This window comes from Ensifer sp. LC11, assembly GCF_001695835.1.
GTDB lineage: Bacteria > Pseudomonadota > Alphaproteobacteria > Rhizobiales > Rhizobiaceae > Ensifer.
The window spans coordinates 199,173-216,617 of sequence record NZ_MBSO01000056.1 but is presented as its reverse complement, the minus strand read 5'-3'; the positions used below and the strand labels follow the sequence as shown (position 1 = coordinate 216,617).

The 17,445-nt window shown below is 62.6% G+C and carries 19 protein-coding genes; 13 read left to right on the top strand and 6 right to left on the bottom strand.

From position 1 onward, the window contains the following. The first annotated feature begins 71 nt into the window (after positions 1–71). The 9 genes from BBX50_RS26560 to BBX50_RS26520 all read left to right on the top strand — a co-directional run bounded on the left by BBX50_RS26560 (position 72) and on the right by BBX50_RS26520 (position 8,131). Entirely contained in the window at positions 72–947 is an 876-nt protein-coding gene (locus BBX50_RS26560) for a sugar phosphate isomerase/epimerase (RefSeq protein WP_161490880.1), read from the top strand. Continuing rightward, on the top strand, positions 944–1,741 hold the full coding sequence (locus BBX50_RS26555) for a 6-phosphogluconolactonase (RefSeq protein ID WP_065778272.1): 798 nt from the start codon (positions 944–946) through the stop codon (positions 1,739–1,741). The genes BBX50_RS26560 and BBX50_RS26555 overlap by 4 nt, the downstream gene beginning before the upstream one ends. Beyond that, entirely contained in the window at positions 1,741–2,667 is a 927-nt protein-coding gene (locus BBX50_RS26550; protein WP_065778271.1) for an ROK family protein, read from the top strand. Before BBX50_RS26555 ends, BBX50_RS26550 begins: the two co-directional genes overlap by 1 nt. After that, positions 2,664–3,737, top strand: coding sequence for a sn-glycerol-3-phosphate ABC transporter ATP-binding protein UgpC (gene ugpC / locus BBX50_RS26545; RefSeq protein WP_065778270.1), 1,074 nt, complete (start codon positions 2,664–2,666; stop codon positions 3,735–3,737). Before BBX50_RS26550 ends, ugpC begins: the two co-directional genes overlap by 4 nt. A gap of 7 nt (positions 3,738–3,744) precedes the next feature. Beyond that, entirely contained in the window at positions 3,745–4,650 is a 906-nt protein-coding gene (locus BBX50_RS26540) for a sugar ABC transporter permease (protein WP_065778324.1), read from the top strand. Between the two features lies 1 nt (position 4,651). Next, on the top strand, positions 4,652–5,491 hold the full coding sequence (locus tag BBX50_RS26535; protein WP_065778269.1) for a carbohydrate ABC transporter permease: 840 nt from the start codon (positions 4,652–4,654) through the stop codon (positions 5,489–5,491). A gap of 34 nt (positions 5,492–5,525) precedes the next feature. Continuing rightward, positions 5,526–6,611: a Gfo/Idh/MocA family oxidoreductase gene (locus tag BBX50_RS26530; protein ID WP_065778268.1), complete on the top strand. Its 1,086-nt coding sequence runs from the start codon at positions 5,526–5,528 to the stop codon at positions 6,609–6,611. Positions 6,612–6,645: 34 nt separating this feature from the next. Beyond that, a complete protein-coding gene (locus tag BBX50_RS26525; protein ID WP_065778267.1) occupies positions 6,646–7,209 on the top strand; it encodes a TetR/AcrR family transcriptional regulator in 564 nt (187 codons plus the stop codon). Between the two features lie 70 nt (positions 7,210–7,279). Further along, entirely contained in the window at positions 7,280–8,131 is an 852-nt protein-coding gene (locus BBX50_RS26520; RefSeq protein ID WP_065778266.1) for a cupin domain-containing protein, read from the top strand. Between the two features lie 105 nt (positions 8,132–8,236). Here BBX50_RS26520 and minE read toward each other — a convergent pair whose 3' ends face one another. From minE to minC, 3 genes are all read right to left on the bottom strand, one after another. Further along, entirely contained in the window at positions 8,237–8,497 is a 261-nt protein-coding gene (minE, locus tag BBX50_RS26515; protein WP_065778265.1) for a cell division topological specificity factor MinE, read from the bottom strand. Further along, complete coding sequence (minD, locus tag BBX50_RS26510; RefSeq protein ID WP_065778264.1) at positions 8,494–9,309, bottom strand: septum site-determining protein MinD; 816 nt, start codon at positions 9,307–9,309, stop codon at positions 8,494–8,496. Before minD ends, minE begins: the two co-directional genes overlap by 4 nt. 120 nt (positions 9,310–9,429) lie before the next feature. Continuing rightward, the gene (gene minC, locus BBX50_RS26505) at positions 9,430–10,188 is read right to left on the bottom strand and encodes a septum site-determining protein MinC (RefSeq protein ID WP_065778263.1); all 759 of its coding nucleotides are present in this window, start codon (positions 10,186–10,188) and stop codon (positions 9,430–9,432) included. Between the two features lie 330 nt (positions 10,189–10,518). On the opposite strand from minC, the gene BBX50_RS26500 reads away from it, so the two are divergent. From BBX50_RS26500 to BBX50_RS26490, 3 genes are all read left to right on the top strand, one after another. Further along, positions 10,519–10,704 carry a hypothetical protein gene (locus BBX50_RS26500; RefSeq protein WP_065778323.1) on the top strand — a complete coding sequence of 62 codons (186 nt, stop codon included), beginning with the start codon at positions 10,519–10,521 and terminating at the stop codon, positions 10,702–10,704. Positions 10,705–10,856: 152 nt separating this feature from the next. Next, complete coding sequence (locus tag BBX50_RS26495; protein ID WP_065778262.1) at positions 10,857–11,120, top strand: hypothetical protein; 264 nt, start codon at positions 10,857–10,859, stop codon at positions 11,118–11,120. A 441-nt stretch (positions 11,121–11,561) separates the two neighbouring features. Beyond that, positions 11,562–13,616, top strand: coding sequence for a calcium-binding protein (locus BBX50_RS26490; RefSeq protein ID WP_083213809.1), 2,055 nt, complete (start codon positions 11,562–11,564; stop codon positions 13,614–13,616). Between the two features lie 8 nt (positions 13,617–13,624). Here BBX50_RS26490 and BBX50_RS26485 read toward each other — a convergent pair whose 3' ends face one another. Genes BBX50_RS26485 through BBX50_RS26475 form a run of 3 tightly spaced genes read right to left on the bottom strand, consistent with a single transcriptional unit; the run spans position 13,625 to position 16,603 of the window. Beyond that, positions 13,625–14,347, bottom strand: coding sequence for an ABC transporter ATP-binding protein (locus BBX50_RS26485; protein ID WP_065778261.1), 723 nt, complete (start codon positions 14,345–14,347; stop codon positions 13,625–13,627). Then, positions 14,344–15,585, bottom strand: a complete 1,242-nt coding sequence (locus tag BBX50_RS26480; protein WP_065778260.1) for an ABC transporter permease — start codon at positions 15,583–15,585, stop codon at positions 14,344–14,346. Before BBX50_RS26480 ends, BBX50_RS26485 begins: the two co-directional genes overlap by 4 nt. Positions 15,586–15,592: 7 nt before the next feature. Beyond that, the gene (locus BBX50_RS26475; protein WP_065778259.1) at positions 15,593–16,603 is read right to left on the bottom strand and encodes an efflux RND transporter periplasmic adaptor subunit; all 1,011 of its coding nucleotides are present in this window, start codon (positions 16,601–16,603) and stop codon (positions 15,593–15,595) included. Between the two features lie 145 nt (positions 16,604–16,748). On the opposite strand from BBX50_RS26475, the gene BBX50_RS26470 reads away from it, so the two are divergent. Continuing rightward, positions 16,749–17,435, top strand: coding sequence for a TetR/AcrR family transcriptional regulator (locus BBX50_RS26470; protein WP_065778258.1), 687 nt, complete (start codon positions 16,749–16,751; stop codon positions 17,433–17,435). Positions 17,436–17,445 lie beyond the last annotated feature (10 nt).

Below are 17,445 nucleotides of genomic sequence, written 5' to 3'. Positions count from 1 at the left end.
CGCCCCTGCAGGTGGGCCTGCTCCGGCGGGCCTGCCAACAATCCCTGACATTTGGAATTGAGGAAGCCAACGTGAATATCGCGATCGCACCGTGCTGCTGGGGCATCTACTGGCCACAAGGCAACGACCTCGGCTGGACCGATTATCTCGACCGCATCGGTGCGGCCGGATACCGGCATACCGAGCTTGGCCCCTACGGCTACTTCTCCACCGACGCCACGGTACTGACATCCGAGCTGGAGAGCCGCGATCTCAAGGTCGTCGCGGCCGCCCATGTCCACACACTTGCCGATGCATCCTCATGGTCGGTTCTTGAAGAAAAGACCCAGGCGATCTGCAAACTACTCGCGGCTGTCGGCGGCACCCATTTTATCCTGATGGACGAGTCGGAGTTCTATCCGAAGGACCGCATGGGCGTCGTCGACGAGGCTGGCTGGCGCGCCGTCATCGATCAGACGAACCGGTCGGCTGCCATTGCCCGCAGTTACGGGCTGCAGTTCAGCTTCCACCCGCATGTCGGCACCTGCGTCGAGCATGAAGAGCAGATCGAACGCCTGCTTGCCGAGACGGATCGTGACCTCGTCGGGCTCTGCCTCGATACCGGCCATCATGCCTATTGGAAGGCCGACCCGATCGCCTTTTACCGGCGGCATCGCGAGCGGATCAATTCGGTGCATCTGAAGAATGTCGACGGTGCCTTCCGCGAGCGCGTGCTCTCCGAAGGTATCCACTCGGACCGCGCTTTCGAAGAGGGCATCATGACCGATCTCGACCGCGGCGTGGTTGACATTACAGCGTTCGTTTCGGCGCTGCGCGAGACTGACTATGACGGCCCGCTGGTCATCGAGCAGGACCTTGCGCGGAACCATCCCGATACGCCGGAAGCGATCGCCCGGCGCAACTACGAATTCGTCTCGCAGCTCCTCACGACCGGGGCAAAGGCATGAAGGTTGAAATCCACGATACGCCCACCGCCATCGGCGAACGCCTAGCGGAAAGGATCATCGCCGGCATTCGGGCGGCGACCGCCGCTGGCCGGAACTACGTGCTCGGCTGCCCGGGTGGACGCAGCCCCCTGCCGGTCTACGAGGCGCTCGGTCGTCGTCTTGCGAAAGAGCCGGCCGATTGCTCCCGGCTGATCATCGTCATGATGGACGAATATCTGCATCCTGCCGAAGGCGACGGTTTTGCTGCGCCGCCGGCCTCGGCGCACTATTCCTGCCGTGGCTTCGGCGAGCGCGAGATCGTCGGCCGGATCAATGCCGCGCTGCCGGATCGCTTCCGCATCCCGTCCGAAAACTTCTGGATGCCGGATATCGAGGCTCCAGGCGACTACGACGCCCGCATCGCTGCCGCCGGCGGTATCGATCTCTTCCTGCTGGCGTCCGGCGCCGGCGACGGCCATATCGCCTTCAACCCGCCTGGCTCGGTCCGCGACAGCCGCACCCGCATCGTTGCTCTCGCCGAACAGACGCGGCGCGACAATCTCGCGACCTTTCCGGACTTTGCCGGTATCGACGACGTTCCCTCGCATGGCGTGACGATCGGCATCGGCTCGATCGCCGAGCAGTCGAAGGCCGTGGCGATGATCGTCTGGGGCGAAGGCAAGCGCCACGCCTTCTATCGCCTGACGAGCGCGCGGGCCTATGATCCGAGCTGGCCCGCCACCATCGCCACCGAATGCCGGATGGCCGAACTCTATGCCGATGCCGACGCTGCCGGTGAATGGGGAGCGCGGTGATGAGCCTGCATGCCATCGGCATCGATGTCGGGGGAACGAAGACCAAGGCCTGCCTTGTCCGCCTTGCCGACGGTGCCGTGATCGCCGAGCGCACCGAGCCGACCTCCTGCCGGGAAGGCGGTGCCGCCGTGCTGGAATTGGTCGCCTCGCTGGCCGAGACCATTCGTCATGAAGGCGAAGCGCTTGGGGTCGAGACGACGGGGCTCGGCGTCTGCCTGCCGGAACTGGTGACCGGCAGCGGCGAGCCGGCCTCCGCCTGGAACTTCGACTGGCGCGGTCTCGACTATCACGGTCGTCTTGGCGGCTTCGGACCGCTGCATATCGACAGCGACGTGCGGGCTGCTGCCTTCGCCGAAGGCTGGATCGGCGCCGGCGCCGGCGTCGACCCCTTCGTTTATGTGACCATCTCCACCGGGCTGTCGCATTCGCTGGTCATCAGCGGTGTGCCCTATGCCGGCGCCCGTGGCTTCGCGATCCATTTCTCCGGCAGCGACCTCGTCGCTTTTGCCGGAGAACGGCAGGACCTTGAGGTTCGCCACAACCTCGAGCTTTTTGCGAGCGGCAAGGCGCTCGGCGAGCGTTACGGCCGATTGATCGGCCGCGCTGATGCGAGCGCGCTGCAGCTCTTCGACGCTGAAAGTGAAGACCCGCGGGCCGCGCGCATGGTCGCCGACGGCCTGCTTTCCCTCGCCTCCTATCTCGGCCAGCTCGTCAACACGCTCGATCCGGCCGTGCTTATTCTCGGTGGCGGCATCGGCGGCGATCCCTCGGTCAATGCAAGGCTCGCGGCGCTGACGCGGCCGTTCATCTGGGCCGATCAGGCCCGCGACCTGCCGATTGTTCCGAGCCTTCTCGGTGATGCGGCCTGCGCCATCGGCGTCGCAGCACTCGCAAACAGATCTGCCAACCGGACGGTGCGCCAATGAGTGGAATTGCCCTTACCAATGTTGTCAAGCGCTTCGGCGCCCTGACCGTGATCGACAAGGTCAACCTTTCCGTCGCAGAAGGCGAGTTCGTCGTCTTCGTCGGGCCTTCAGGATGTGGAAAATCGACGCTGTTGCGCATGATCGCCGGGCTTGAGGAAATCTCGGACGGAGAACTTCAGATCGGCGGCGAGCGCATGAACGAGACGCCGCCGGCGCGTCGCGGCATCGCCATGGTGTTCCAGTCCTATGCGCTCTATCCGCACATGAGCGTCGAGCGCAATCTCGGCTTCGCGCTGGAAACGGCACGGCTTGCCGCCGGCGAAATCACGGAGCGGGTGGCGAAGGTCGCTCGGTTCCTCAAGATCGAGCATCTGCTCGCGCGGCGTCCGGCCCAGCTTTCCGGCGGCCAGCAGCAGCGCGTCGCCATCGGCCGCGCGCTCGTCCGCTCGCAGAAGCTCTTCCTGTTCGACGAACCGCTGTCCAATCTTGATGCCGATCTTCGCATGGAAATGCGCGTCGAGATCGCCCGCATTCACCGCGAGCTGAAAGCGACCACCGTTTATGTGACGCATGACCAGCTCGAAGCCATGACGCTTGCCGATCGCATCGTCGTCCTGAAAGACGGCCATATCTCGCAGGTCGGCACACCGATGGAACTCTACGAGCACCCGGCCAACAAGTTCGTCGCCAGCTTCATCGGGGCGCCGCGCATGAATTTTCTCACGGGAAAGCTTGCAATTGACGGAAGCGGGAGCCGCCTCGACGTGCTTGATGCCCGCCATGGCCTCGAGAATTTCGGCTACGAAGGCGAGGTCAGCGTCGGCATCCGGCCTGAGGACCTCATCCTCGGCGGCGGCGATATCCGCCTGCCGGCGTCAGTGCAACTGGTCGAGCCCCTGGGCGGTGAGGCACTCGTCCACGCCCGGCTTGGCAATGGCCAGTCGCTGGTCGTCAAGGCGCAGGGCAAGCCCGATCTCAAGCCGAATGCCGACATCACCGTCGGCTGGCTGACGTCGAAGGCGCATCTTTTCGGCGCCGACGACAGGGCGCTCTCGGCCAAGGGAGCGTGAGGTCATGATGTCGGGCTCACGATCGGCAGGACTGCGGCAGGCCCGTGTTCGCACCGCCTGGCTCTTTCTCGCGCCAAGCCTGCTCGTCTTGACCGGCGTGGCGCTCTGGCCGCTCGGTCGCACCTTTCTCTTTTCCTTCACCGACGCCCTGCTCACCGAGCCGGATTTTTACAGCTATGTCGGCTTCGACAATTACCGGGCGCTGTTCGAGGATCCGCTGTGGTGGCAGTCGGTCCGCAACACGCTCTATTTCACCGTCATCTCCGTTTCGATCGAGACCGTGCTCGGCCTGACGATCGCACTTCTCCTCAATTCGCATATCGCCGGGCGCGGCGTGATGCGGGCGATCATTCTCATTCCCTGGTCGATCCCGGTCGTCGTCAGCGCGCGCATGTGGCAATGGATGCTGCACGACCAGTTCGGCATCGTGAACCATGTGCTGAAGCTTGCCGGGTTGATCGAGACTGGCGTTGCCTGGACCGCCAATTCCGCCCTGGTCATGCCGGTTATCATCGCGGTCGACGTCTGGATTACCACGCCGTTCATGGTGCTCCTGATTCTCGCGGGACTGTCGATGTTGCCGCGCGGCATCTATGAAGCGGCTTCGATCGATGGCGTGCCGGCATGGAAGCAGTTCACCTCGCTGACGCTGCCGCTGCTGGCCCCCAGCATCGCCGTCGCCGTGCTTTTCCGCCTGCTCGATGCGCTGCGCATGTTCGACCTCAGCTACGTGCTGTCCTCCAACAGCGACGACACCAAGACGGTCTCGATCTATGCCCGCGAGGTTCTCGTCAATTTCCAGGACATGGGCGTCGGCTCAGCCGCCAGCACCGCCGTCTTCCTAATGATCGCCCTGGTGACGGCGATCTACGTCACCGTCTTCCGTCTCAATCGCCGCCTCATGGGAGTTTGACATGGTCAGAAGCAACACCGGCAGGCGCCTGCACCGGATCGCGATCTACGCCCTCTTCGGCATCGTCGCGCTCTACACGCTGTTTCCGTTCTACTGGATGATCGCCTCGTCGCTGAAGTCCGGGCAGGCGATCTTCGACGTGACCTTCTTGCCAGACCTGAAGTTCAACAACTATCAGGCGATCCTTTCCGACGGGGTCTTCCTGCGCTCGCTCTTGAACTCGCTGATCGTCGCTTTCTCGGTCGTGGCGCTGTCGCTGTTGCTCGCCGTCGGCGCCGCCTACGCGCTCGGTCGCATCGATTTCCGCGGCCGTTCGCCGATCATGCTGCTGGTGCTCGCGGTCTCGATGTTCCCGCAGATAGCGCTTCTCTCAGGCCTCTTCGAGATGATCCGCTGGCTCGGGCTCTACAACACGATCGGATCGCTGATCTTCGCCTATATGATCTTCACGCTGCCCTTCAACATCTGGGTGCTGACCACCTTCATGCGCGACCTGCCGAAGCAGATTGAGGAGGCGGCGATCATGGACGGCTGCTCGCCGCTGCGCATCGTGCGCTGCATCTTCCTGCCGATGATGGGGCCGGCGCTGATCTCGACCGGGCTGCTCGCCTTCATCGCCTCGTGGAACGAATTCATGTTCGCGCTGACATTCATCTTGACCGACGAGAACCGCACCGTGCCGGTGGCGATCGCGCTGATCTCCGGATCAAGCCGCTACGAATTCCCCTATGGTGCGATCATGGCCGCCTCGACCATCGTCACGGTGCCGCTGATCGTTCTCGCACTCCTATTCCAGAAACACATCGTCTCCGGGCTGACGGCCGGCGCGGTCAAGGGTTGAAATGGCCTCTATTCGAGGCGGAAAGGGTACTCACATGCGTGTCGTTCGTGTTGGTCTGATCGGGCTTGGCGAAGTCAGCCAGCTGATGCATCTGCCGATCCTGGCCGATCATCGCCAGCTCTTCGAAATCGCCGGCGTCTACGATGTCTCGCCGAGCCTGACGGCCTATTGCTCGGCCCGTTACCCGGGAGCGAAGAAATACGAGACCGCAGAAGCGCTCGTTTCGTCGCCGGATATCGATGCCGTCTTCATCCTGACGCCGGACCAGACGCACAGCTACTATCTCGAAATGGCGCTGAAAGCGAAGAAGCACGTGTTCCTCGAAAAGCCCGCCTGCCTGACGCTCGGCGAGATCGACGCCGTCGCGCCGTTGGCCGAGGCCGCCGATCGCTTGCTCTTCGTCGCTTACATGCGCCGCTATTCGCCGAGCTTCCTGCGTGCCAAGGCGATGATGCCGGCGCAGAACGATGTGCGTTACGTTCGCGTCCGCGACATCATCTGCGAGGGCCCGTTCTTCATTCGCCAGACGCGCAACATCTTCTACCCTGATGATCTCGACGCCGCGTTCCTCGCGGAGTCCCGGGCGCAGACGACGGCGCTGCTGAAACAGGTGGTCGGTGACGATGCGCCCGCCGACCTGATGCGGGCCTATCAGGTGCTGACGGGCCTGTCCTCGCACAGTCTCTCGGCGATGCGCGAGCTGATCGGCCTGCCGAAGCGCGTCATTGCCGCGCACCACAAAGCCAATGGCGAGTCCATTGTCGCGCTGTTCGACTACGGTCATTTCACCGCGATCTACGAAGCCATGATCGACAATGTCGCCCGTTTCGACGCGCGCATCGAGGTGCTCTCAGATCGCCGCCAGCTGCGGGTCAGCTATGACACGCCCTATATCCGCAACCTGCCGACCTCGCTCGAAGTGATCGACTCGACCGATACCGAGACGGAAACACGGAGCTTCGGCCCCGATTATACCGATCCCTTCGCAGTCGAGCTGCGCGTCTTTCACGACCATCTGATCAACGGCACGAAACCGAAGACGACGCTCTCAGACTCGCGTGAGGACCTGGCGCTGATGGCTGAGATCGTCGGTCGCCTGCGGGAAAGTTCAGGGCTATAGCAGGCACGTTTCCAACATTTTGGGTTGTATCGACATGGCAAAACGCGAAACCGCACGTGACCGCATCCTCACCGCCGCCGAAGCGATCGTCGTCGGTAAGGGCGTGTCGTCTCTCACCTTCGACGAAGTGGCGGAACAAACCGGCCTCAGCAAAGGCGGCATCCTTTACCATTTCGCCAGCAAGGACGCGCTGGTGCGGGCGATGGTCGAGCGTTTCGTCTACCGTTTCGAGACCGGCCTCTCCGGGCTCGAAACCGAAGACGAGGAGCCGCATGGCCGCTACACCCGCGCCTATGTGCGTGCGACGCTTGGCGAAGCCGCCAGCACCGGCGATCAATATGACCGCCTGGGCGCCAGCATTACCGCAGCACTTTCGAACTTCCCCGATCTCCTCGAAATCGTGCGCCAGCAGAACATCCGCTGCCAGGCGGCTGTCGAAAACGACGGCCTCGACCCGGTCGAGGCGACGATCACCCGACTGGCGGTTGAGGGCATGTGGCTGGCGGAGGTCTTCAACGTCATGCATCTCGACCCCGAGATGAAGCGCGCCGTCACCGCCCGGCTTTTGGAGCGAACGCACGTACAACCGCCGAAATAGCGCGCTCCGCGCGCAGAGATCCCCCCGCATTGGCGCTCGCTTTGCGCGCCCAAAATTCAGGAGTTTTCCGATGGGTTACAAACCGTCTCCCCGTCCCGTTTTCGATCGTCCTACGCACATCCCCTATGCAGGCGTCACGCGCCACCTCTGGGGCGAGGAAAATGCCGGCCTGGTCGACGACTGGATCTATGCCTCGACGGAGAGCATCCACCAGATCGTCTTCGGCATGCAGCCGGGCGGCTGCTTCAAGCATACGGAAGCCTTTCGCACGATCTTCGGGGCCGACGAGGTTCTTTACGTGCTCTCCGGCACGCTCGGCCTTGCCAATCCTGAGACCGGCGAATTCTGCATCGCTAGGGAAGGCGAGGCGCTGTTCTTCCGCAAGGACACCTGGCACCATGGCTTCAACCTCGGCAACGAACAGCTGCGCGTGCTGGAATTCTTCGCGCCGCCGCCGGCCAAAGGCACGTCAGGTCCCTATGCCCGCACCAAGCCCTATCTCGAAATCGAGCAGTCGCGTTACGGCCAGAGCGAGTTCATCGGCCGCTGGCCGATGGAGGCGGAGGCGCAGCGCAAGGCCCGAACGATCCAACCGATGCGCGACGCCGATCTGCTCTGGAGCCTCGATCAGCAAACGCAGGGTGCCTATACCGGGCTATATTGCGCGACCGACCAGCTGACCGTCGGCAAGACGACGCTGCTTGCGGGCAAACGCACCGGCATCGAGCGCCATAAAGGAGACGAGTGCCTTTATGTCGTCTCGGGGACGCTGAACATTCACGTGCCGGAGGCTGAGGGCCAGGTCTGGTTCGAGCTCAACCCGCGCGACGGCTTCTACATCCCGGCGGGGACCGACCACCAGTACTTCAACATGTCGGGCGAGAGGGTGGAATTCGTCTTCGGCGTTGCGCCGGACTTCTGATCTCTCCACGAGAAAGCTGGACGAGATCCGTCGGGATATCGTCCAGCCAAAGAGATCGGGATCGCGTGTTAAGCGACGTTACCTGCCCAGCGGGTCGGCGGCCTCTCAGGCCGCCTTCTTTGCATCGAAGGGGATCTCGATGTCGACCGCGAGCGTCGAGACCTGGGCGCCGCGTTCCATCGTGACGCGGACCTTGTCGTCGTCGATCTGCATGTGCTTGGAGATCGCCTTCAGGATTTCGTCGCGCAGCTTGGTGACGAGATCGCTATCGCCGGCGGATGCGCGTTCATGCGCCAGCAGCACCTGCAGCCGTTCGCGGGCGGCCGGGGCTGACTGGGAGCGGGAGAAGAAACGGAACGGGTTCATGCCGCTTTCCTTCCGAAAATCTTGCCGAGGAAGCTGCGCTTTTCGCCGGGAACGGTGATCGGCAGGGTTTCGCCCTTCAGCCGGCGCGCTGCGTCGAAATAGGCCAGCGCCGGGGCGCAGCGGCCGTCCGCCAGCGTGACCGGAGAGCCGACGTTGGAGGCGCGCAGGACGTCCGCGCTTTCCGGGATGATGCCCATCAGCGGGATCGACAGGATTTCCAGGACGTCGTCGACCTTCAGCATGTCGCCACGCTCTGCGCGCACCGGGTCGTAGCGGGTGAGCAGCAGGTGCTTTTCCATGCGCTCGCCGTTTTCGGCCTTGAGCGTCTTGGAATCGAGCAGGCCGATGATGCGGTCGGAATCGCGAACCGAGGAGACTTCCGGATTGGTCACGACGATGGCGATATCGGCGTGGCGCATGGCGAGCGTCGCGCCACGTTCGATACCGGCGGGGCTGTCGCAGATGACCCAGTCGAAGGCACTCTGCAGGGCGGCGATGACCTTCTCGACGCCTTCCGGCGTCAGATTGTCCTTGTCGCGGGTCTGCGAGGCCGGCAGCAGGTAGAGCGTCTCCACGCGCTTGTCGCGGATCAGCGCCTGCGACAGCTTGGCCTCACCCTGGATCACGTTGACCAGGTCATAGACGACGCGCCGTTCCGCGCCCATGACGAGATCGAGATTGCGCAGACCGACGTCAAAGTCGACGACGACGACCTTGTCGCCATTTTGCGCGAGCGCGGCGCCCAATGCGGCGCTGGACGTCGTCTTGCCGACGCCACCTTTGCCCGATGTAACTACGACTACCTTGCCCATTCGTCTCTCCAAGTATTTAAGAATTCGCCTTCGCCTTGCGTCTCTATGATTTGGGTCGGTTCGACCGAAATCATAAGCGGGATGCGAGCGGCAACCGCCCGCGTTCTTCCTGGTCTCGCCCTAGCCGAGAGTTCCCGCCTTGAGCGCTTCGCCGTCGAGCCAGATCTGCACCGCTTTGCCGCGCAGGTTCTGCTCCATGTCGTCGGCGGTCTTGTAAAAGCCGTCGATCGCAATCAGTTCTGCCTCGAGCTTGCGGCAGAAGATCCGTGCCGATGCGTTGCCCGTGGTTCCGGCCATCGCCCGGCCGCGCAGCGCGCCGTAGATGTGGATCGATCCGCCGGCCACGACTTCGGCGCCCGAGGCGACCGAGCCGATGACCGTCACGTCGCCCTCTGGGAAGAACAGCGACTGCCCGGAGCGTACCGGCTGGGTGACGACGATCGAGGGTGTCGCCTTGGCCGAGATCGGTTCGGCCGTGATGACCGTTTCGGTTTCGGTTTCGGTTTCCCCTTCGGAGACGTCGGCTCTCTCGGCCTGTTCCGCCATTTTCGCTTCGAAATCGGCGGCCGGACGTCCGTCATTCATCGCAGGCGGCAGGTCTGCGCCGAGCAACGACTGGCGCGCGCCTTCAATGCCCATGATCCGGACATTGCGCGCAGTCAGTTGACTGACCAGATCGCGCAATTGCTGGCGATCAATATCCAGACCATCGACGTCGAGCACCACCGGGCGCCGCAGGAAGAAACCGGCGGAGCGGGAAGCGAGATCGTCCAGTCGCCGAAGCCAGTCCTCGAAGGGCAATTCTGGCGTCAGCGCGAGTGCAAGGAAGGAACGCCCCTTGAGGCGGATCGGCCGGGATTCAGTTAACACATCGTTCATCTTGGTAAATTTTCCGTTGCTTTGGTGTATCGAGGAAATGGTTAACAAATGGTTAATTCGGCAATGCGAAGGTTAATGAGGCGCACGCTCGACCGGCTGTCCGATGCTTGAAAACAAAAGGAAATCAGCTGTCGAGCCATGCTGATCTTTCGTGCTGTGTTGCCTTGGCAACAGCGGAACTGGCTTCCCATCGGCCGCAGGCTGGGACTTGCAGCGCTGATCCAAGCGAACGCGAATCGACCGGTGCCGGAGAGGGAGTTGACATTGGAGTGCTAAAATAAGAACATAACAAGAACAAAGCGGAGGTTTCCCATGAATCGGACAGAAACCATGACCCACACGGAAGAGGTGATCGAGCGCGCCATGGCGGCCGTGGCCGCGGCTCGGATGAAGCGTGAACGCGAGGCTGAGTGGCGAAAGCGGACTTTCGGACGTATCGACATGACACCGCCTCTGCCCCGATTGAAACGCGGTGGCGTGCAGCTTTCGTTGCAACTCGGCGGTTCTGTACGCTGAAGGCCTTCTAGAAAGGCAGGCGGACTTAAGGCGCAGACGAGGATGCCGGGCGGCGATTGTGAGGGTATTAGGCTCGTGTGTCCGGCCCAGAAATTCCGCAGCTGTTCGCAGGGATGCGCATTGATTGAGACGCAGCTTCGAGAGGAATGACCATGAGGCATCGTCGAAGTATCGATCTGATGCCGCGCGAAGATGTTGCTGATTATGGCTCGACCCTGGAGCAACTGCCGGAATGGTATGTGCTTGTGGCGAAATGCGGCAAGTGCCGGCGCCAGGGACAGGTCGATCGCCGGCTGATCGCCAGTGCATATGGATACGCTACCCCGCTTAATTTCATTGCCCGAACGCTGAAATGTTCGCGTTGCGAGAACAGGGAAGGGAACAAGCTGCTCCTTGGCAGATTGCCGCGCGACTAACAGCCAAGCGGTGAGAGTGAGATGCCTGTTGCTCGCCGTTGAAGTGCCCGCCGTTAAAAAACGGCATGGCGCACGACAGACTGACGTGTCCTGAAGCGTTGGCGCTCCCTTTTTTGCGATCTCCGCGCCATAGGCTGACTTGCCGCGCGCCGCTCCCCTGAAAGTTCCTCTTTGCCACGACCATCTCCTAGTTTTGTCTTTCCGCAGATCGCGGTTTCACTTCAGAGCAACCTGCCGCATTTCCCTACCATTTCGTCCGTGCGATCTTGTGATCGGCAGATCTGTTCTCGAAATTTCTAATATATATTTCAAATTAAAATACCAATAATTTGGAAGTTTATTCATGTTGCGTTGGAATGTTACCTAAATACATTTGCTACCGGTTGATTTTATTCGGACCAGTGCAAGTATTGATATAAATCGGCCGAAGAGGATGGCGATATGGCGAAGATCGCAGGCTCGTACTCAAACGATGTTTTGAAAGGCTCGGAGGAAACCGACTACATATGGGGCCTCCCCGGCCGCGATACGATCGATGGCGGCGGTGGTGATGATTTTGTCGACGGCGGGGCGCATGCCGACATGTTGACGAGTTCGAGCGGCTACGACCGGATCGACGGCGGCGCCGGCGATGACCAGATCGTTCTCACCGGGACCGGTGGTGCGGTTACCGGAGCCCAGGGCTTTGACGGCCTCGTCGTCGACTTCTCGCAAGGCACCGAACGAATGGTCTTCAACGGCGCCAGTGGCCACGGTTATGTTGGCGACCCGAGTGCCAGTGGTCGACACATCTTTTTCCACGATATCGAGTGGCTGCGGCTGCTCGCGGGCAGCGGCGACGACCGCATCACCGGCACCGCCGGGGGCGATCGGATCTCGACCGGTGCCGGCAACGACGTCGTCCATGCGGGTGCGGGACACGACATCATCACCAATACCGGCGGTCACGACCGTCTCGACGGCGGTGACGGAAACGACCGCTTTGTTCTCGTCGGGACGGGCAGCACCGTTTTCGGCGGCGCTGGAGACGATATGCTGACGGTCGATCTCTCGGCGGGAGCGGCTCCCGTGGTGTTCAACCTGGAGAACGGCCACGGCATCGTTGGATACCAGACACCGGCGGAGCGGCATCTTTTCGTCGAGTATCATGATGTCGAGCGGATCGTGCTGACGACGGGACGCGGCAGCGACCTTATTACGGGCAGCGCGCTGAGCGACGTCATCGAGACGGCCGCCGGCAACGATTTCGTCGACGCCGGCGCAGGGGACGACATGATCACCGATGGGCTCGGTGCCAATCGTCTTTTTGGCGGAGACGGCCGCGATCAGATCATATCGACGCTCTTCTCCGCCGAGATCGACGGCGGCGCGGGCCAGGACTGGTTGTTGATCAAGGAGACGCAGCGCACGAGCGACCTCACTGTCGATTTCGGTGCCGGCCAAGCGTCGACCGGTACGGTTCTGCGCGGCATCGAGGAGGCGAGCCTCGCGCTCGGCAGTGGAAACGATCGAGTGATCACGGCCAATCTCGCCTATATCGTGGTGCATGCCGGTTCCGGCGACGACCATCTCGAAGGCGGGGCCGGACGAGACTCGCTTTATGGCGATGACGGTAGCGACCGCATCGACGGCGGCGCGGGAAACGACACTATATCGACTGGTTTGGGCGACGACATCGCCTTTGGTGGCGGCGGCGACGATAGGTTCGCCAATGACGGCGGAACGGACGTGCTGGACGGTGGTGCCGGCGACGATACGTTCTCGGATACCATTCCTGGCAACGGTAGCCTTGGCGACGGATCGATCATGCGCGGCGGCGCCGGAAACGATTGGTTCAACGCTCATTTCCGTGGCGAGGTCGATGGCGGTGAAGGGCGGGATCTGCTGAGCCTCACGCTCGGGGCGCTGCCGGATCCGATCGATTTCGATGTGACGCGCGGGGTAACGCAGACCGGACTGACCTTTGTCAATGTCGAGAATTTCAGAGTGTCGACCGGCATTCACGATGATGTGCTGCGGGGGGGCGACGACCACGAAACCTTCGAATCGCATGGCGGCAACGACATTCTCGACGGGCGGGGCGGCAACGATGCGCTCTACGGATACTCGGGTAATGATCAGCTCTTCGGCGGCGACAGTGCGGACTATCTCGACGGTGGCGCGCAGGATGACCTGTTGAGCGGCGGCAACGGCGCCGACGTGTTGATCGGCGGCAGCGGTGCCGACACGTTTCTTTGGTCTACCGAAATCCTCGGTCAGACGGGCATCGATCGCATTCTCGACTTCAATACCCGGCAGGGCGACCGGATCGCCTTTTCCGCGGAGGCCCAGGACGCCACAGGCATTCACAGCTATGCCGATTTTCTTGCCGCAGCGCACGCGAAGGCCGCCGGCGTGTTCGTTGCCTTTAACGGCTCCAATTTCGAAGGCATCCTGATCGAGGACGTCTCGCTTTCAACCCTCACCGAAAGTGACGTCGTCTTCGGTCTGGGCTGACGTCCCGCTCAGGTGTCCGGGGTCTGGCTTTCGCCTGAGGTCGCGCCCGTGTCCGTCTCCGTGGTCAGGCGTCCATCGATGAGGTCGAGGCGCCGGTCCATCCGGGCCGCCATGTCGAGATCATGGGTGACGGCCACCACGGTTTTGCCGTGCTCGCGCACGAGTGTTTCCAGGGTCTTGAACACCTGCTCGGAGCTTTTGCTGTCGAGACTGCCGGTCGGCTCGTCTGCAAGGATCAGGGGTGGATCGTTGGCGAGCGCGCGGGCCACCGCCACGCGCTGGCGCTGACCACCGGACAGCTGGTCGGGTCGCTTGTTCTGATGATCGGCAAGACCGAGTGCTGCGAGCAGATCACTCGCCCGCCGGCGCATCGCGTCGCGGGCGAGGCGACCGAGCTTGCGCATGGGAATCTCGACATTCTCGCGGGCGGTGAACTCGGGCAGCAGGAAGTGGAACTGGAAGACGAAACCGATATTGGCAAGGCGGGTCGCAGCCCGCTCCCGCTCGTCCATCAGCGCCGTGTCGCGGTCGCGAATCCTGAGCGTGCCGCTGGTTGGTTGGTCGAGTAGGCCGAGCAGGTAGAGAAGCGACGACTTGCCCGAACCCGAAGGCCCGGTGACCGCGACGAATTCCTGCTCGCCGATGACAAGCGATATGTCCTTCACCAGCGTGACCGGTATGGTCTCTCTCAGAATACGCGTCAAATCCCTTGTTTCGATCAGCGTACTCATGTCGCGCCCCTGATGATGTCGACGGGATTGGCGCGGGCCGCTCGCCTTGCCGGCAGATAGCCGGCGACGGCCGCCGAACCGAGCGCGAAGGCGGCGGCGATCAAATAGTGAAGCATGCTCCAGGCAATGGGCAGCCGGGTCATTTCCTGGCCGGTCGCGGATATCTCGAAGCGGACGAGCGAGAGCGCATAGACCATCGCGAAGCCGAACGCCCAACCGAGCAGCGTGCCGGCTGTTGCGATCGCCACCCCTTCGAGCACAAACAGCACTCGCATGTCGGCCTCGGTGAAGCCGAGCGACTTCATGATGGCGATGTCGCGCGCCTTTTCGTGCGTGATCGTCGAGATGATGTTGAAGATGCCGAAGCCGGCGACAAGCATGATGGCCGCAACGACCGTGTACATGATGACGTTGCGCACGACGAGCGCCTCGAGGATCGATTCATTCGCTTCCTGCCAGGCGACGGCCTTGTAGCCGAGTTCCGCCTCGATCCGGCGGGCCACCGCAGGCGCGGCGTTCGGGTTGTCGAGCTTGATGTTGATTTCATTGATCGCGTTCGGTCGGACCGAAAGGATCTGTGCGTTCTTCTGCAGCACATAGGCCTCGCCTTCGTCACGCGCCGTCGTGCCGGTGTGGAAAAGACCGACGATCTTGAAACGGCGGGTCAGCCCCTCGGAAGAGACGGCGGTGATCGTGTCGCCAAGCTTGGCGCCGAGCCGGGTCCCCATGGTATCGCCGATCACTACATTGTTGCCGCCGGCGGCAAGTGCCGCGAAGCTTCCGGCCTTGAAGTCGCCGATGATCGGCGAAACGCGCGGCTCCGCCTGCGGATCGATGCCGATGACCGCAGCGCCGACCTCCTGGCCGGAATAGCGAATGACGCCTTGTGCCTTGAGAGTCGCGGCGAAACGGCCCGGAGTCCAGCCGTCGAGCCAGGAGAGGGCGGCGGTGGGATTGATGATGCCGCGACGGTCGTCGCGCGGCCGGAGGCCCGAAATGGCCGCGGCGTCGAACAGGTCCTCCGCCGGCTGCCGCCTGGCCGTGCGCTCTTCGTCGGTCACCTGCACATGCGGCATGGTGTCGACGAGCTGGCGGACGAAATCATCCTGGCCGCCCTGCATCAATGCCGCCATCGCAATGGAGAAGCCGACGCCGACCGCAACGCCCAGCATCGCGACGACCGTCTGTCGGCCTCGGCCGGAAATGTGGGTCAATGCGATGTCGAGGATGAGGCGCATGGCGATCTCAATCCCCTGGAGCAGGCGTGGCCTTGACGCGCGTGCCATCGGCAAGGCCGGTCGGGAAGGGGGAGATGATACGCGTCTCGTCTTCCAGGCCGGACAGGATTTCGACGCCGTCCGCGCCACGTATGCCTGTTTTCAAGTCGCGAATTTTCGCACGATTGCCGTCGACCACCGCGATCTTTGTCCCTTCCAGTGCCACCGTCGGGATGATCAAGGCGTCATGCGACACCCGCACGATGATGTTGACATCGGTGGACATGCCGATCCGGAGCGGCGTGTCGTCGGGCAGGCGGAAGCGGACGCGGTAGGTCTTTGTCACCGGATCGCCTTTGGGCGTAATGCTGTCAACTGTCGCCTCCAGCTTCCGATCGCGAAAGGCGTCCGATCTCAACAGCGCCTTCTGACCGACTTCGACGCGCGGAATGTCCTCTTCGTTGACATCAGCCGTGACGATCAGCGGTCTTGGCTCCCCAACCCAGAAGAGCACGGTGCCGAGATCCGCGACCTCGCCGATCTCGCCGTCCTGCCGGAGCACCTGACCGGCGCTCGGCGCCCTCAGCACGTAGGTCGCGAGCCGTGCCTGACGGCCGGCCACAAGGGCTTCGAGCTGGCCGAGCTCGCTGCGTGCCCGGTCGACTTCCTGTTCGCTGATGGTTCTGCGCTCGGCCAGTGCGACCTTGCGCCGGTATTCCTCCTGCGCCAGCGTCAATCGAGCCTGGAGTTCGCCAAGTGCGGCTCGCGCCTCGGTGTCGTCGAGGCGGGCGAGCACATCTCCCTTGCCGACGCGTTCGCCCTCGCAATCGCATTGTTCGACGATGCGTTCGGCGACCGTCGGGGTGACCTTTGCCCAGGTGCGCGGCTCCACGACGCCATCTGCATAGATGATCTCCGCCGCATCGCCGCGCTTCGGGATGATTGTGAAAACGGGCGTCGGACGAAACAGATACCACGAGACGGCCGCGCCGATGGCGACGATTGTGACCGCTCCAGCTGCATAGCGCGCCAGACGCATGAGAACGCTCCTTGAAACCTTCCAGTACCTTTTGTATAAATAGACCGACGGTCGGTTTGTTTCAAGAATGCGTGTTGCCCTTGCCATCGGCTGCGTCGTGGACCGGGCAGTGAACCCGTGTTAAGCCGTTGTTCTGGGAGTGCTTATGGTCAGAACGAAAAAATCGCCGGAAGTCCGATCGAACGAGCTGATCGATTGCGCCGAGCGGCTGTTCTTTCAGCACGGCTACGAGAATTCGACGGTCAACGACGTTATCCGCGAGGCCAATGTCTCCAAGGGCGCCTTCTACCACTACTTCGTTTCGAAGGAGGCGCTGCTGGAGGCCGTCGCCACCCGGCTGGCGCAGCGGAACCTGAACGAATTGCAGCCGCTTCTCGAAGACCCGTCGCTTGATGCGGTCGGTCAGTTGAATGCGCTTTTCGCCGGGTCCCGACGGCTGAAGCTCGACATGGCGCCGCAATTGAAGAACACCTTCAACGCGCTCTTCAAGCCTGAAAATGTCGCCCTCTATCACCGCATCGACGAGGCCCTGCTGGCGGTCAGTCTGCCCTTGGTCGCCGAGATGTTGCGGCGCGGGCACGAGGAAGGCACGCTCGATGCGCCAGACCCGGAAGCCGCCGCATTGATGCTGCTGCAACTGCGCTTGAGCGTCGCCAAGGTGATGCACAAGGCGCTGCAGCGCTACGAGGCCGGCGATCTCGATGCCGCGGCGGCGATGCTCGACGGCTGGATGCGAACCTACGGTACCGCCATCGAGCGCTTCCTGAAGCTTCCGGATGGCTCGATCGAGGTGACGGAGCCGGGCTTTGCCCGCGCCTTCCTGCAGGCATGAGCGGCCGCCC

Bases quoted from the DNA above. Each gene is read 5' to 3' on its own strand.
- BBX50_RS26555 (WP_065778272.1), top strand. From the start codon at position 944: ATGAAGGTTGAAATCCACGATACGCCCACCGCCATCGGCGAACGCCTA.
- BBX50_RS26550 (WP_065778271.1), top strand. From the start codon at position 1,741: ATGAGCCTGCATGCCATCGGCATCGATGTCGGGGGAACGAAGACCAAG.
- ugpC (WP_065778270.1), top strand. From the start codon at position 2,664: ATGAGTGGAATTGCCCTTACCAATGTTGTCAAGCGCTTCGGCGCCCTG.
- BBX50_RS26540 (WP_065778324.1), top strand. From the start codon at position 3,745: ATGTCGGGCTCACGATCGGCAGGACTGCGGCAGGCCCGTGTTCGCACC.
- BBX50_RS26535 (WP_065778269.1), top strand. From the start codon at position 4,652: ATGGTCAGAAGCAACACCGGCAGGCGCCTGCACCGGATCGCGATCTAC.
- BBX50_RS26530 (WP_065778268.1), top strand. From the start codon at position 5,526: ATGCGTGTCGTTCGTGTTGGTCTGATCGGGCTTGGCGAAGTCAGCCAG.
- BBX50_RS26525 (WP_065778267.1), top strand. From the start codon at position 6,646: ATGGCAAAACGCGAAACCGCACGTGACCGCATCCTCACCGCCGCCGAA.
- BBX50_RS26520 (WP_065778266.1), top strand. From the start codon at position 7,280: ATGGGTTACAAACCGTCTCCCCGTCCCGTTTTCGATCGTCCTACGCAC.
- minE (WP_065778265.1), bottom strand. From the start codon at position 8,497: ATGAACCCGTTCCGTTTCTTCTCCCGCTCCCAGTCAGCCCCGGCCGCC.
- minD (WP_065778264.1), bottom strand. From the start codon at position 9,309: ATGGGCAAGGTAGTCGTAGTTACATCGGGCAAAGGTGGCGTCGGCAAG.
- minC (WP_065778263.1), bottom strand. From the start codon at position 10,188: ATGAACGATGTGTTAACTGAATCCCGGCCGATCCGCCTCAAGGGGCGT.
- BBX50_RS26500 (WP_065778323.1), top strand. From the start codon at position 10,519: ATGACCCACACGGAAGAGGTGATCGAGCGCGCCATGGCGGCCGTGGCC.
- BBX50_RS26495 (WP_065778262.1), top strand. From the start codon at position 10,857: ATGAGGCATCGTCGAAGTATCGATCTGATGCCGCGCGAAGATGTTGCT.
- BBX50_RS26490 (WP_083213809.1), top strand. From the start codon at position 11,562: ATGGCGAAGATCGCAGGCTCGTACTCAAACGATGTTTTGAAAGGCTCG.
- BBX50_RS26485 (WP_065778261.1), bottom strand. From the start codon at position 14,347: ATGAGTACGCTGATCGAAACAAGGGATTTGACGCGTATTCTGAGAGAG.
- BBX50_RS26480 (WP_065778260.1), bottom strand. From the start codon at position 15,585: ATGCGCCTCATCCTCGACATCGCATTGACCCACATTTCCGGCCGAGGC.
- BBX50_RS26475 (WP_065778259.1), bottom strand. From the start codon at position 16,603: ATGCGTCTGGCGCGCTATGCAGCTGGAGCGGTCACAATCGTCGCCATC.
- BBX50_RS26470 (WP_065778258.1), top strand. From the start codon at position 16,749: ATGGTCAGAACGAAAAAATCGCCGGAAGTCCGATCGAACGAGCTGATC.